The 14,613-nt window shown below is 72.4% G+C and carries 13 protein-coding genes; 1 reads left to right on the top strand and 12 read right to left on the bottom strand.

Features of this window, described 5'->3' with window-relative positions:
* Positions 1-39 precede the first annotated feature (39 nt).
* The 4 genes from ABZ434_RS25035 to fmt all read right to left on the bottom strand — a co-directional run bounded on the left by ABZ434_RS25035 (position 40) and on the right by fmt (position 4,475).
* Entirely contained in the window at positions 40-1,056 is a 1,017-nt protein-coding gene (locus tag ABZ434_RS25035; RefSeq protein ID WP_359141025.1) for a sugar-binding domain-containing protein, read from the bottom strand.
* Between the two features lie 164 nt (positions 1,057-1,220).
* Positions 1,221-1,904 (bottom strand): ribulose-phosphate 3-epimerase, encoded by a 684-nt coding sequence (gene rpe / locus ABZ434_RS25030; RefSeq protein ID WP_359140979.1) that lies wholly within the window; start codon positions 1,902-1,904, stop codon positions 1,221-1,223.
* 122 nt (positions 1,905-2,026) lie between these two features.
* Positions 2,027-3,460, bottom strand: a complete 1,434-nt coding sequence (locus ABZ434_RS25025; protein ID WP_359140976.1) for a transcription antitermination factor NusB — start codon at positions 3,458-3,460, stop codon at positions 2,027-2,029.
* Between the two features lie 82 nt (positions 3,461-3,542).
* Complete coding sequence (gene fmt / locus ABZ434_RS25020; RefSeq protein ID WP_359140973.1) at positions 3,543-4,475, bottom strand: methionyl-tRNA formyltransferase; 933 nt, start codon at positions 4,473-4,475, stop codon at positions 3,543-3,545.
* A gap of 241 nt (positions 4,476-4,716) precedes the next feature.
* On the opposite strand from fmt, the gene ABZ434_RS25015 reads away from it, so the two are divergent.
* Positions 4,717-5,262, top strand: a complete 546-nt coding sequence (locus tag ABZ434_RS25015; RefSeq protein WP_359140970.1) for a hypothetical protein — start codon at positions 4,717-4,719, stop codon at positions 5,260-5,262.
* Positions 5,263-5,923: 661 nt separating this feature from the next.
* Here the strand turns inward: ABZ434_RS25015 and ABZ434_RS25010 are convergent.
* From ABZ434_RS25010 to ABZ434_RS24975, 8 genes are all read right to left on the bottom strand, one after another.
* On the bottom strand, positions 5,924-8,074 hold the full coding sequence (locus tag ABZ434_RS25010; RefSeq protein ID WP_359140968.1) for a primosomal protein N': 2,151 nt from the start codon (positions 8,072-8,074) through the stop codon (positions 5,924-5,926).
* A 165-nt stretch (positions 8,075-8,239) separates the two neighbouring features.
* Positions 8,240-9,448 (bottom strand): methionine adenosyltransferase, encoded by a 1,209-nt coding sequence (gene metK / locus ABZ434_RS25005; RefSeq protein WP_359140965.1) that lies wholly within the window; start codon positions 9,446-9,448, stop codon positions 8,240-8,242.
* A gap of 240 nt (positions 9,449-9,688) precedes the next feature.
* A complete protein-coding gene (gene coaBC, locus ABZ434_RS25000; RefSeq protein WP_359140962.1) occupies positions 9,689-10,891 on the bottom strand; it encodes a bifunctional phosphopantothenoylcysteine decarboxylase/phosphopantothenate--cysteine ligase CoaBC in 1,203 nt (400 codons plus the stop codon).
* A gap of 146 nt (positions 10,892-11,037) precedes the next feature.
* Entirely contained in the window at positions 11,038-11,310 is a 273-nt protein-coding gene (gene rpoZ / locus ABZ434_RS24995; RefSeq protein ID WP_003970369.1) for a DNA-directed RNA polymerase subunit omega, read from the bottom strand.
* A 92-nt stretch (positions 11,311-11,402) separates the two neighbouring features.
* Positions 11,403-12,020, bottom strand: a complete 618-nt coding sequence (gene gmk / locus ABZ434_RS24990; protein WP_359140959.1) for a guanylate kinase — start codon at positions 12,018-12,020, stop codon at positions 11,403-11,405.
* Positions 12,021-12,058: 38 nt separating this feature from the next.
* A complete protein-coding gene (locus ABZ434_RS24985; RefSeq protein WP_018524251.1) occupies positions 12,059-12,382 on the bottom strand; it encodes an integration host factor in 324 nt (107 codons plus the stop codon).
* Between the two features lie 245 nt (positions 12,383-12,627).
* The gene (gene pyrF, locus ABZ434_RS24980; protein ID WP_359140956.1) at positions 12,628-13,467 is read right to left on the bottom strand and encodes an orotidine-5'-phosphate decarboxylase; all 840 of its coding nucleotides are present in this window, start codon (positions 13,465-13,467) and stop codon (positions 12,628-12,630) included.
* Complete coding sequence (locus ABZ434_RS24975) at positions 13,464-14,573, bottom strand: quinone-dependent dihydroorotate dehydrogenase (protein WP_359140953.1); 1,110 nt, start codon at positions 14,571-14,573, stop codon at positions 13,464-13,466. The genes pyrF and ABZ434_RS24975 overlap by 4 nt, the downstream gene beginning before the upstream one ends.
* Positions 14,574-14,613: the final 40 nt, after the last annotated feature.

Raw genomic sequence — 14,613 nt, 5'->3', positions numbered from 1 at the left:
GTGCCATCACCGCCCGCCCCCTCCCGTCACGTTCCGGAACTACACCCCGTCCGGGTCTGCCCGCTCCAGCGCGGGGCGGCGCGGCGCGGCCGAGTCCGTCAGCAGGTAGTCGGCGGCCGCCGTGTCGGTCACCAGGCTGGTGACGAGACCGGACCGCAGCACCGCGCCGATCGCAGCGGCCTTGCGCTGGCCACCGGCGATCGCGACCACCTCGGGGATCCGGCGCAGCCGGTCCGCCTCGACCGTGATGCAGCGCTCGCCGAGGTCGCGGCCGACGCGCCGCCCCTCCGAGTCGAAGAGGTGGGCCGACATCTCGGCGGCCACACCCAGTGAGGCGTAGTGCTCGCGCTCCGCGTCGGAGAGCATGTCGTGGACCGTGGAGATCCCGGGCTCCCACGAGCCGATGGAGACGGCCGCGACCGTCACCTTGTCGAAGTACTCGAAGGCGCGCGCGATGCCCGTCTGGTGGCGCAGCGCGGCGGCCGTCGCCGGGTCGGGGAGCAGCATCGGCGCGTAGATCGGGTGGGCCTCGCCGCCGGAGACCTGCGCGGCCCGCCGCACGGCCTCGACCGATCCGCGCTCGGCCGTTCCCGCGTCGTACACCCCGGTGAGCTGCACGACCGTGCACGGTGGCAGCCGGTCGAGGGCCGCCGCCATGTGGATGGTGGACCGCCCCCAGGCGAGGCCGAGCACATCACCCTCGTTCACCAGTTCGCCGAGCAGGTCGGCCGCGACCTCGCCCAGGTTCTCCGGGTCGGCGGCGTCGTCCTGCTCCTCCGCCGGGGATTCGACCACGACCGCGTGGCGCAGCCCGTAGCGGGCGCGGAGCGCGTCGGAGCGCTCGGCGTCCAGCTCCGCGGGGACCCGGATCTCGATCCGTACGAGGTCACGTTCCAGCGCCGTCTCCAGGACCCGGGCCACCTTGAACCGGCTGACGCCGAATTCCTCGGCGATCTGGATCTTGGATTTGCCCTCGAGGTAGAAGCGGCGGGCCATGGCCGCCGCCTGCACCAGCTCCGCGGGCCCCATCCGCAGGGCGGACCGGCCCGCCGACATTGCAGACACCGCGCTCTCCTCACTGCTGTTCACACTCTCGATACGCCGTTCATCCTGTCAGATACGGCGATCCTTGATCGGTCCCGTCGGACCGCGTTCATCTGCCCTTGGCCCGGCCGACCTGCAATCGGGGGCCGGAGCGGGTGCCTGCGCCGTCAGCGGCGTCAGTGACCGCACGCCCACCCCGCCGAGGCGATGGCCCCGTCGGCCTTGGCACGCAGGGCCCGGACGGCATCGGCCGGGTCCTTGGCGCCGTACACGGCGGAACCGGCGACGAAGACGTCCGCCCCCGCCTCCGCGCACCGCTCGATCGTGGACTCGGAGACCCCGCCGTCGACCTGGAGCCACAGTTCGAGTCCGTGCTTGGAGATCAGTTCACGGGTGCGGCGGATCTTCGGCAGCATGATGTCGAGGAACGCCTGGCCCCCGAAGCCGGGCTCCACCGTCATGATCAGCAGCATGTCGAGCTCGGGAAGCAGGTCCTCGTACGGCTCGATGGGCGTCGCCGGCTTGAGCGCCATGGACGCGCGGGCGCCCTTGGCCCGGATCTCCCGCGCGAGCCGGACGGGGGCCGCGGCCGCCTCCGCGTGGAAGGTGACGGAGCCCGCCCCCGCCTCGACGTACTGCGGGGCCCAGCGGTCCGCGTCCTCGATCATCAGATGGCAGTCCAGCGGCGTATTGGTGGCCCTGCTGAGCGATTCCACGATCGGAACGCCGAGCGTCAGATTGGGCACGAAGTGGTTGTCCATGACATCGACATGGAGCCAGTCGGCACCTTCGACCGCCTTCGCCTCCTCGGCGAGACGTGCGAAGTCGGCGGAAAGAATGCTGGGGTTGATCTGGGCCATGGGGCCAAGCCTGCCATGCTCCGGGGCAGTTCCCCGCTTCGGTGCGCTCCAAAGCCTCACGGGATCATTACAGTTCGCGCATTCCCGGTCTTTTCGCCCGCGGCCGGGGAGAGCGGGGGCGATCAGCCGGTGCGGCGCAGCAGAGCCAGGTACATCGCGTCGGTCCCGTGCAGATGCGGCCACAGCTGGACGTCCGGTCCGTCGCCCAGGGCGGGCACACCGGGCATCAGGGGGCGGGCGTCCACCCACTCGGCCTCCACGGGTGCGCCGCCGCGGCCCTTGAGCACGTCCTCGACGACGACCCGGGTCTCCGCCAGGTGCGGCGAGCACGTCGCGTACCCGACGACGCCGCCGATCCGTACGGCCTTCAGCGCCTCGCGCAGCAGGCCCCGCTGGAGGGGCGCGAAGCTCTCCAGGTCCTCCTTGCGGCGCCGCCAGCGGGCCTCCGGGCGGCGGCGCAGCGCACCGAGGCCCGAGCACGGGACGTCCATCAGGATGCGGTCGAAGGTGTCGGGCAGCCACGGCGGACGGGTGCCGTCGGCCGTGATCACCTGGTACGGGCCGGGGTTGCCGGCCAGCGAACGCTCGACGAGCCGGGCCCGGTGGGGCTGCTTCTCGGCGGCCAGCAGGGCGGCACCGCGGCCGGCCGCGAGCGCGGCCAGCAGCGCGGCTTTGCCGCCGGGGCCGGCGCAGCCGTCGAGCCAGCGGGTGTCGCTGCCTTCCAGCGGGGCGTTGGCGAGGGCGGCGGCGACGAGCTGGCTGCCCTCGTCCTGGACACCGGCGCGGCCGTCCTGCACGGCGGTCAGGGCGCCCGGCTCGCCGCCCTCGGCCATCCGGACGGCGTAGGGGGACCAGCGGCCCGGCAGGCCGTTCTCCTCGCCGAGGGCGTCGAGGAGTTCCTCGGTGGTGGAGCGCCCGGGTCGGGCGACCAGGGTGACCTCGGGCCGCTCGTTGTCGGCTTCGAGCAGGTCCTCGATCCCGGCGCGGCCGCCGCCCAGCGCGTCCCAGAGGGCAGAGACGACCCACCTGGGATGGGAGTGCACGATGGCGAGGTGGTCCTCGGCGTCGTCCTCGTAGGAGGGGGCGACCCGCGCCACCCAGCCGTCGAGGTCGTCTGCCGACACCTTGCGCAGGACGGCGTTGACGAACTTGGCGCGCCCCTCTCCGAGCACCACCCGGGCCAGCTCCACGCTCGCGGAGACGGCGGCGTGCGTCGGGATGCGGGTGCCGAGCAGTTGGTGCACGCCCATGTTGAGGACGTCCAGGACCGGCGGGTCCACCTCGCGGAGCGGCCGGTCGATGCAGGCGGCGACGATCGCGTCGTACGTGCCCTGTCGGCGCAGCGTCCCGTAGACCAGCTCCGTGGCCAGTGCCGCGTCCCGGTTGTCGAAGTCACCCTTGGCACGGGCCTTCTTGAGCAGCGGGGGGAGGACGAGGTTGGCGTACGCGTCGCGTTCGTCGACGGCCCTGAGGGCCTCGAAGGCGAGGAACCGGACCGGGTCCTTCTGCGGGCGGCGGTGCGGCTTGGCGGGACGGCGACGCGGCTGGTCGTTCACGTGAAAGGTGCTCCGCTGATGGTGAGGGGGCGAACCGTCCCAGCCTACGTCCCCGGCCCGGCCCGCCCGTCCGCGCAGGCCCTCAGATGCCCACGAGCTCGCCGGGGACGATGCGCACCCCGCGCGCCCAGTCCGCGGCACGCATCGGCTTCTTCCCCTGCGGCTGCACCCAGAGCAGCTCGATCGCGTGCGACCCGGTGCCCACGTAGACGTTGTTCTTGGCCGCCGACAGCTCGCCGGGCGCCAGATCGGCCCGGTCCACGACGGGCACGGCCTGGATCAGCTTGAGGCGCTCCCCGCGGAAGAGGGTCCACGCGCCGGGGGCCGGGGTGCAGCCGCGGACCACCCGGTCGACGCGCAGGGCGGGGGCCGACCACTCGATCCGGGCGTCCTCGACGGTGATCTTCGGCGCGAGAGTGATCCCGTCGGCGGGCTGCGGCACGGCGTGCAGGGTGCCGTCCTCGATGCCGTCCATCGTCGCGGCGAGGAGCCCCGCACCCGCGAAGGCCAGCCGGGTCAGCAGATCACCGCTGGTGTCGGTGGGCCGCACCTCTTCGGTGAGGACGCCGTAGACCGGCCCGGAGTCGAGTCCCTCCTCGATGAGGAAGGTGGAGGCCCCCGTCACCTCGTCGCCCGCCAGGACGGCGTGCTGGACGGGCGCGGCGCCGCGCCAGGCGGGCAGCAGCGAGAAGTGCAGGTTGACCCAGCCGCGGGCCGGGATGTCCAGTGCGGTCTTGGGCAGCAGCGCCCCGTAGGCGACGACCGGACAGCAGTCCGGCGCGATCTCCCGGAGCCGCGCCAGGAAATCCTCGTCCCGCGGCCTGGCGGGCTTGAGCACCTCGATGCCGGCCTCCTCCGCCCGCTCGGCCACCGGACTGGCCACCAGCCGCCGGCCACGGCCCGCCGGCGCGTCGGGCCTGGTCACCACGGCGGCCACCTCATGGCGATCGGAGGCGATCAGGGCGTCCAGTGCGGGTACGGCTACCTCGGGGGTGCCTGCGAAGACGAGCTTCATGGGTGGCTGACTGCCTCTCAGGCCGAAACGTTACGGTGACGAGCAACGCACAAGTCTATGGGCCCCGAGGCCGGGAGAGCGCCGGGGGGCGTACGCACGGTTGCGCGCCCCTCGCAGATGCATATGCGCCCCCGGAGCGTGACCAGATCCCCCGGTGAGGCGTTGGTCAAAAGAGATTGACCGAAGCGAGCCGCCCTGGTGCGGCCCGATCCCTTTCAACGCCGGTTCGAGAGGCTTCTTCATGGCCGACCACGCAACCCACGACGCCCAAGCGCGGGCCAGCCTGCATCTACTGGTGCGGGACATCGAGCGGGTTCGGCGGCAGGTGGACGCACTGCGCACACTCACCGCCCAGCTGGGCAATGTCTACCGTCCGCGCCGCTCCGGCCCCTCCGCGGGCTTCGTCGTCTACGGCAGGGCCCCGGCCCCCACCGTCCGGCTGGCCCAGGAACTGCGGGACAGCGTCGAGACCCTGGTCACGGCCGCAGTGGACTTCGACCGTTCGCTGGGGTTCTCCTGGGACGCGGTGGGCTCCGCGCTGGGGGTCACCAAGCAGGCGGTGCACCGCCGCTACGGCGCACGGCGCGCCGCTCCCCAGCCGGTGACGGCCGAGGACGCGGCCGAGGTCGTGGCGCAGCGTCCGGTGCCTGTGGTGCCCGGGTCCCCCGCTCCGGCGCTGCCCTCCGTCCCGGCCGCGCGCTCGATGCCGCCGCAGCCGTCTTCGGACCGCCCGCCGCTGCGGGAGGACCTGCGCCCCGGCGCCTTCCCGGGCCCACGCAACGGCTGACCCGCCCGGGCCCGCCCCCTCGGGTGCGGGGTTCCTTGGTGCGGGGTTCCGTCCTCAATCGCCGGACGGGCTTTGGTGCGGGGTCCCCGCGGGGCGCTGTGTCCGGTGGGTGGGGGTGGTGCCCCTCCGGGCAGACTCCTCAAAAATGGCGTGTGCACCCGACGACGCACTCGTACCCGGGTCGTACGCCATTTTCTGCGGGGACTGCCCTGCACGTCCCCACCCGGTATCACTCGCGTCTGCACCCCGGCGATTCAACCGCCGCAGACGCAGGGCGGCCGGGGCCGGGGGCGTGCAGGGGAGTCCCCGCAGGACGACGAACACCGACCCGGGTCCCTCGCGTACCCGCGGAACGTTCGTCGTCTGAGGAGACGCCCCGGAGGGACCCCGGACCCCCACCCACCGCACACAGGCGCAGCTCGCGGGGCACCCGCACCACCAATCCCGTCCGGCGATTGAGGACAAAACCCGCACCCCGGAACCCCGCACCCCGCGACGCACCCGCACAAACAAGCCCGTCCGGCGATTGAGGACAGGCCCCCGCCCCGGAACGGAGCAACCCGAAAGGGGACCCGCACCCCGCAGGGACCCGCCCCGCACCCCGGAACCCCGCACCCCGCGACGCACCCGCACGCCGGGCAAGGGCAAGGGCAACCAACCGTCACCCGATGTCAGGCGGGTCCACCCTGATCCGCACCGCACCTCCGGCGCCGCCCCCACGGGACATCCGCGCGGCCTGTGCCCCCTTCAGCGCGGCCGCCAGCGCCGCCCCGCTGCCGGGCGGCACCCTGATGAGGGCCCGCTCCCAGGCCTCGCCCAGCGGCGGGTCGGAGGGCCGGCGGGGACGTCCGGGCTCGCTGCCCCGGACCGGCACGGGGCCGAGCACCTGGGCGTCGGGCGGCAGCTCGGCGGCGGTGAGGAACGCGGCGAGCGCCTCCGGCGCCCCCGTCACAGAGGCCATCCGGGAGACCGGCGGAAAGCCCAGCTCGGCCCGTTCCGCGAGCTCGCGCCGGGCGTGTCCGACCGGGTCCCAGCGCACCAGTGCCTGCACGGGCCGCAGCGTCGGCTCGGCGACGATCACCACCGTGCCGCCCTCCGGCTGCCCGCGCACCAGCGCGGCCGCGGCCGTCCAGCGGCGCAGCGCCTCCTCGCCGGCCCGCAGGTCGGGGCGGCCGACCATCGCCCAGCCGTCCAGCAGCAGCGCCGCCGCGTACCCGCCCTCGGCCACCGGCTCGGCGCCCGGGGTGCTGACGACCAGAGCGGGCTGGCCCGGCACCGACTCCAGGATGTGGTCGCGGCCGGAGGTCCGTACCGGCACGGCGGGAAAGGCCCGGCCGAGCTCCTCCGCCGTCCGGCGGGCGCCGACGATCTGCGCCCGCAGCCTGCGGGCTCCGCAGGCGACGCAGTGCCAGGACGTCTCGGCCCGCCCGCACCAGGAGCAGTTCAGATCCTGCTGGTCGGGCGCTTCCAGCGGCCCGGCACAGTGCCGGCACCGCGCGGGCTCCCGGCAGCGCTCGCAGGCCAGCCGGGGGGCGTAGCCCCGGCGCGGCACCTGTACCAGGACCGGTCCTGTGCGCAGTCCGTCGCGCACGGTCTGCCAGGCCAGGCTCGGCAGCCGCGCGGCCCTGGCCGCGCCGTCGCGGGCGAGTTCGCCGTCTCCCACGGTGCGGACCAGGGGCGCCGCGATCCGCAGCTGTTCCCGGTCCGCGCGCAGCGGCAGAGCCCAGCCGCTCTCGACCAGTTGCGCGGCCTCCACGGTGCAGCTCGTGCCGCCGAGGAGGAAGGCGCACCGGCCGTGCGCGGCCCTCAGCTCCAGGACCTCGCGCACGTGCGGGAAGGGGGCGTTGTCATCGCTGTGGCTGGAGTCCCCGTCGTCCCAGATCACGACCAGGCCGAGACCGGCGACGGGCGCGAACATCGCGGCCCGGGTCCCGACGACCGCCCGGACGGATCCGCGACTCACGGCGAGCCACTCCCGGTAGCGCTTCTCGGGCCCCGAGCCTGCCGTCAGCAGTGCGTGGCGTCCCTCGCCGAGCATCGCGGTCAGGGCGGCGTCGACCCGCCCCGCTGCCCGTCCGTCGGGGACGACGACGAGCGCGCCACGTCCCGAGGCGAGGGTCGCGGCAACCGCAGCGGCGATCTCCTGCGGCCAGTGCGGTCCGGGCAGCGCGGTCCACACGGCCCGGGGGGCGCCTCCGTCGGCCAGCGCGGTCAGGAAGGCGGGGCCCTGTGGGTACCTCTGCCAGGTGCCGGGCGCCGGCGGCGGGGGCGGCGGCAGTGGCTCGGGCGACGGCTTCGCCTCGGCCCGGGCGTTCCTCGGCGGTACGGCGAGCTGGAGGACGTCCGCGAGGCTGCCCGCGTACCGGTCGGCGACGGCCCGCGCGAGTGAGAGCAGCTCCGGGCCCAGGACGCGTTCGGGTGAGACGACGGACGCCAGCGCGGCCAGCGCCCCGCTGTAGTCGGACTCGGCCAGCCGCTCGACCAGGAATCCGTCGATGAGCCCGCCGCCCTCCCGGCGCCCGCCGCGCACGTTGCGCCCCCCGGCTCCGAAGCGCACCCGCACGCGCACACCGGGCTGTGCCTCGGCGTCGAGTTCCTCGGGCACCGCGTAATCGAAGTACTGGTCGAGGTGGAGCGCCCCCTTGTTGACCAGGACGCGGGCGACGGGAAGCTCCTTGGCGAGCGCGGCCCCACGCCAGGTCCGCGGTTTGGCGCGCGGCACGTCGGCCCGGCGCACGGTCTCCCGGATCAGCGCAAGCTGCTCCGGTGCCCCGGCATCGGGCTCGTCGGACCGCTCGTCGTCGCTGCTCACAGCCAAATTCCTACCAGACACCACTGACACCGCGGCAGCGCCGCGGTTCGTCGCCGACCACGCGGGCCGGCCCGCCCGGCACTCGGACGCACCGGAGCCCGGACACCGTGAAGGCATCCGGGCTCCGGCGTACGTACGACGCCCCTTCAGGGACGGCCGGCAGGCCTACAGGCCCGCGGCCTTGCGCAGCGCGTCCACGCGGTCGGTGCGCTCCCACGTGAAGTCGGGGAGCTCACGGCCGAAGTGCCCGTACGCGGCGGTCTGGGCGTAGATCGGGCGCAGCAGGTCGAGGTCGCGGATGATCGCGGCCGGGCGGAGGTCGAAGACCTCGCCGATGGCGTGCTCGATCTTCTCGGTCTCGATCACGGCGGTGCCGAAGGTCTCGACGAAGAGTCCGACCGGTTCGGCCTTGCCGATGGCGTACGCGACCTGGACCTCGCACCGGGCGGCGAGGCCCGCCGCGACGACGTTCTTGGCGACCCAGCGCATGGCGTACGCGGCGGAGCGGTCGACCTTCGACGGGTCCTTGCCCGAGAAGGCACCGCCGCCGTGGCGGGCCATGCCTCCGTAGGTGTCGATGATGATCTTGCGGCCGGTCAGGCCGGCGTCGCCCATCGGGCCGCCGATCTCGAAACGGCCGGTCGGGTTGACCAGGAGGCGGTAGCCCTCGGTGTCGAGCTTGATGCCGTCGTCGATGAGCTGGTTGAGAACGTGCTCGACGACGAACTCGCGGATGTCGGGAGCGAGCAGCGAGTCGAGGTCGATGTCGCTCGCGTGCTGCGAGGAGACGACGACCGTGTCGAGACGGACGGCCTTGTCGCCGTCGTACTCGATGGTGACCTGGGTCTTGCCGTCGGGGCGCAGGTACGGGATGGTCCCGTTCTTGCGGACCTCGGACAGCCGGCGCGAGAGCCGGTGGGCGAGGTGGATCGGCAGCGGCATCAGCTCGGGCGTCTCGTCGCAGGCGTAGCCGAACATGAGGCCCTGGTCGCCGGCGCCCTGCTTGTCGAGCTCGTCCTCGTCGCCTTCGACGCGCTTCTCGTACGCCGTGTCGACGCCCTGGGCGATGTCGGGCGACTGCGCGCCGATGGACACCGAGACACCGCAGGAGGCGCCGTCGAAGCCCTTCTTGGAGGAGTCGTAGCCGATCTCCAGGATCTTGTCGCGCACCAGCTGTGCGATCGGGGCGTAGGCCTTGGTCGTGACCTCACCCGCAACATGCACCAGACCTGTGGTGATCAAGGTCTCGACGGCAACACGCGACGTCGGGTCCTCGCGAAGGAGTGCATCGAGAATGGTGTCGCTGATCTGGTCAGCGATCTTGTCGGGGTGACCCTCGGTGACGGACTCCGAGGTGAAGAGACGGCGGGACACATCGCTCCCTGGGGTTGCAGCGGCTGCTGGCTGATCATTTGGCGGACGGCCCGGGAGCTGCGCCCGGTACGAACCTGGACCAGTTTATCGGTCGGCTCCGGCCGCCGGACAACGTGTCTCGCCCTTTGGGAGATCTGTGACATGCGGCACGGGCGCCCGGAGGCCCCGTGGACACCGCCTCCGCGCCGTCCCCGCCCGCATTGCGGGGGTCGGGCCGATCGGGGCGGCGACACGCGAAATTCACCCGAGACGCGCCGTCACGAGGTCCCAGACCGTGTCGGCGAGCGCTTCCTTGGGGCCGTAGGGCACCGGGGTCTCGCTCCCGTCGGCCGCGAGCACCACCGCCTCGTTCTCCTCCGAGCCGAAGGTCTTGCGCTCCCCCACCTCGTTGACCACCAGGAGGTCGCAGCCCTTGCGGCGGAGTTTCTCCCGGCCGTTGGCGAGGACGTTGTCGGTCTCGGCGGCGAATCCGACGACGATCTGTCCGGGCGCGGCGCGGTCGGCCGCCACCTCGGCGAGGATGTCGGGATTGCGTACGAGGACGAGGGGGGCGGGCTCCTGACCGTCCTTCTTCTTGATCTTCCCCGTCACGTACTCGGCAGGCCGGAAGTCGGCGACCGCCGCCGCCATCACCACGACGTCGGCTTCCTCGGCCGCCTTCAGCACGGCCTCGCGCAGCTGCACCGCGGTGCCGACGCGCACGATGTCGGCGCCGGACGGATCGGGCAGACCGGTGTTGGCCTCGACGAGCGTGACCCGGGCGCCACGGGCGACGGCGGTGCGGGCGAGTGCGTACCCCTGCTTGCCGGACGAACGGTTGCCGAGGTAGCGGACGGGGTCGAGCGGCTCACGGGTGCCGCCCGCGCTGATCACCACGTGCCGGCCGGTGAGGTCGGGGGTGACGGGGCCGCGGGCCAGGACGCGGCGGCAGACCTCGAAGATCTCCGCAGGGTCGGGCAGCCTGCCCTTGCCGGTGTCGACTCCGGTGAGCCGTCCGACGGCGGGCTCGATGACGACGGCGCCCCGGCGCCGCAGGGTGGCGACGTTCTCCTGAGTGGCCGGGTGCTCCCACATCTCGGTGTGCATGGCGGGCGCGAAGACGACCGGACAGCGGGCGGTGAGGAGGGTGTTGGTGAGCAGGTCGTCGGCCAGGCCGTGGGCCGCCTTGGCGAGCATGTCGGCGGTGGCGGGGGCGACGACGACGAGGTCGGCGTGCTGTCCGATCCGCACGTGCGGGACCTCGTGGACGTCGTTCCAGACCTCGGTGGAGACCGGGTGGCCGGAGAGCGCCGACCAGGTGGCGGCGCCGACGAAGTGGAGCGACGACGCGGTCGGGACCACCCGTACGTCATGTCCGGACTCGGTCAGCCGGCGCAGCAGCTCGCACGCCTTGTACGCGGCGATGCCGCCGCTGACCCCCAGGACGACCTTCGGCTTGTCCACTGCGTCTCCCCGCACTCGGATACGTACGCGCTCCGTACGCCCCCCATGCTGCCTCACCGCCGCTCGCGCCGGTCCGTCACCCCGGGACACACCACAGGCCCGGCGGTCACGACCGCCGGGCCTGTGGTGAAGGTGCGTTTTCCTGCTTACTGCGCGGGGCCCTCGATGGCCTCGGAGGTGAGCAGGCCCGCGTTGATCTCGCGGAGCGCGATCGAGAGCGGCTTCTCGTGGACGTGGGTGTCGACGAGCGGACCGACGTACTCGAGGAGTCCCTCACCGAGCTGCGAGTAGTACGCGTTGATCTGGCGCGCGCGCTTGGCGGCGTAGATCACGAGGCTGTACTTCGAGTCGGTTGCTTCGAGGAGCTCATCAATCGGCGGGTTGATGATGCCCTCGGGCGTGGTGATGGAAGAGGACACTCTCTGCCTTCCGAAGGGGGTGAAGATCAAAGAAATCTTTGACAGTCAGGGGCTTTGTGGCCGGTGCCCCCGTGTCGATGCGGTCATTGCGCTCATGCACCGTCGGCACGGTGGCCGGAAGCCTCCAGCATCAAGGCTAGCAGCTCACGCGCCACGTCCTCGACGGAGGTGTTGACGAGCGTCGTATCGAACTCGGATTCGGCAGCCAGTTCGACCTTCGCCGCGCCGAGACGACGCTCGATCACCTCGGGTGCCTCGGTGCCCCGGCCGGTGAGCCGGCGCACCAGCTCGTCCCAGCTGGGCGGCGCGAGAAAGACCAGCTGGGCGTCCGCCATGGACTGCCGGACCAGCCGGGCACCCTGGAGGTCGATCTCCAGCAGCACCGGCTCACCGGCCTCCAGCCGCTCCTGCACGGCGCGGCGCGGCGTGCCGTAGCGGTTACCGGCGAACTCGGCCCACTCCAGCAGCTCGCCGTTGGCGATGAGCTTGTCGAACTCCTCGTTGTCCACGAAGAAGTAGTGGACACCGTTGCGTTCGCCGGGACGGGGCTTGCGGGTCGTCGCCGACACCGAGAGCCACACCTCGGGGTGGACCTTGCGCATATGCGCGACGACCGTGCTCTTGCCGACCCCCGAGGGGCCGGAGAGCACGGTCAGCCGCGGACGTACGTCCGGGGGTACGGGGGACGTCCCCCGGGATGTTGCAACCATGGAGCGATTATCCCGGTTCTCAGGAGTGCCTGAGACCGTCAGGCGGCGCTGCCGCCGAACTCACGCTCCAGGGATGCGATCTGGTTGGAGCCGAGACCCCGGACCCGGCGGCTCTCGGAGATGCCGAGCCGCTCCATGATCTGCTTGGCGCGGACCTTGCCCACGCCGGGCAGGGACTCCAGCAGGGCGGAGACCTTCATCTTGCCGATGACGTCGTTCTCCTGTCCCGACTTGATGACCTCGTGGAGGGAGGCGCCGGAGTGCTTGAGTCGATTCTTGACCTCGGCCCGCTCCCGGCGAGCCGCGGCGGCCTTTTCGAGCGCGGCTGCGCGCTGTTCAGGGGTAAGGGGCGGAAGAGCCACGCCTACGTCACCTCGGATGTCGATCTGTCGGATACGGACCGGTGAGGCGACTGGATCGCCCCTCACCTGGTGAGCCGCGAACAACCTGTGCTCGTTGACTCTCGACGGAGACTAGCGGCCAGGGCCGCCGGAGTCAGCGAGAACAGACGAAAAGTCCTGGTCAGCCTTAGCCGACCAGGACATTCCTGGCATAACACCTGAGATTTTTGGTCAGGATTCCGTCAACAGGCTGTTACGTGACAGTGTCAGCCGTCCGAGACGGCCGCGCGGACCTCGTCCGCGAACCGTTCGGCGGCTTCGCGCAGCCCTGACGCGTCCGGACCGTGGCGCAGCACGCCCCGGCTCACGCTGGGCACCACGTTGCCGACCGCGGCGCCGAAGACGCCCCGGAGATCCGCCGGCGTGGCGCCCTGGGCGCCGATGCCGGGGGCGAGCAGCGGACCGTTGATCGCGAGGTCCGCGCCCACGTCGCCGAGCGTCGCGCCGACCACCGCACCGACCGAACCGAGCGGGGTGACGCCCTCGTTCTCGGCGGCCATGTGGTCGAGCATCACCTGGGCCAGCGAACGGCCGTCGGCCGCGGTCGCCCGCTGCACCTCGGCGCCCTCCGGGTTGGAGGTGAGGGCCAGTACGAAGACGCCGGAGCCGGAGACCGCCGCCGCGTCGAGGGCCGGCCGCAGCGCACCGAAGCCGAGGTACGGCGAGACGGTCACCGCGTCGGAGTACAGCGGCGAGTCCTTGTCCAGGTAGGTCGCGGCGTAGGCGGCCATGGTCGAGCCGATGTCGCCGCGCTTGGCGTCCATCAGGACCAGCGCTCCGGCAGCCCTGGCCTCCTCGACGGCCTTCTCCAGTACGGCGACGCCGCGCGAGCCGAACCTCTCGAAGAACGCGGACTGCGGCTTGAGGACGGCGACGCGGTCGGCCAGTGCCTCGACGACCGTACGGGTGAAGCGCTCCAGGCCCGCGACGTCGTCGCCGAGCCCCCAGGAGCTCAGCAGCGAGGCGTGCGGGTCGATGCCGACGCAGAGCGGTCCACGGGTGTCCATGGCGTGGCGCAGGCGTGCGCCGAAGGGCTCCTGGGTCATTTCGCGGCCTTCCTGGTCTCCGCGCCGACCGCGTCGGCGAGGGTGGCGTACGGGGAGGCGGCCAGGCGCGCGGCCAGGCCCTTGTGGATCGCGCGGGCGTAGAACGGGCCCTCGTAGATGAAGGCGCTGTAGCCCTGGACGAGCGTGGCGCCGGCGAGGATGCGCTGCCAGGCGTCCTCGGCGTTCTCGATGCCGCCGACGCCGACCAGGGTGATCCGGGTCCCCACGCGCGCGTACAGGCGTCCCAGGACCTCCAGGGAGCGTTCCTTGAGGGGGGCGCCGGACAGTCCCCCGGTCTCCTTGACCAGGGACGCCGGGGACTTCAGCCCGAGGCCCTCGCGGGCGATGGTGGTGTTGGTGGCGATGATGCCGTCCAGGCCCAGTTCGACGGCCAGGTCGGCGACGGCGTCGACGTCCTCGTCGGCGAGGTCGGGGGCGATCTTGACGAGCAGCGGGACCCGGCGCGTGGTGACGGTCCGGTCGGCCGCCTCGCGCACGGCGCTCAGCAGCGGGCGCAGCGACTCGGTGGCCTGGAGGTTGCGCAGTCCGGGGGTGTTGGGCGAGGAGACGTTCACGACGAGGTAGTCGGCGTGAGCGGCAAGGCGCTCGGTGGACTTCACGTAGTCGGCGGCCGCGTCGGCTTCGGGAACGACCTTGGTCTTGCCGATGTTGACGCCGACCGTGGTCCGGAAGACCGGCTCACGGGTCGCCAGGCGCTCGGCGACGGCGGCGGATCCCTCGTTGTTGAATCCCATGCGGTTGATCAGCGCGCGGTCCGCGACGAGGCGGAAGAGCCGCTTCTTGGGGTTGCCCGGCTGGGGTTCCCCGGTCACCGTCCCGATCTCGACGTGGTCGAAGCCGAGCATCGCCATGCCGTCGATGGCGATCGCGTTCTTGTCGAAGCCGGCGGCGAGACCGAAGGGGCCGTGCATCCGCAGGCCGAAGGCCTCGGTGCGCAGCTCCTGGTGGCGGGGGGCGAGGGCGGCGGCGACGAAGGTGCGCAGCACGGGGATGCGGGCGGCCAGGCGGATCCAGCGGAAGGCGGCGTAGTGGGCGCGCTCCGGATCCATGCGCTTGAAGACCAGCTGGAAGAAGAGTTTGTACATCACGGTGTCCTCATGAAGAGGGGGACACCGTTTCCGGTGT

The organism is Streptomyces sp. NPDC005761 (genome assembly GCF_040630635.1).
Lineage (GTDB): Bacteria > Actinomycetota > Actinomycetes > Streptomycetales > Streptomycetaceae > Streptomyces.
Note: the sequence above shows the minus strand (reverse complement) of the source record. Positions and strands in the feature narration are given on the sequence as shown.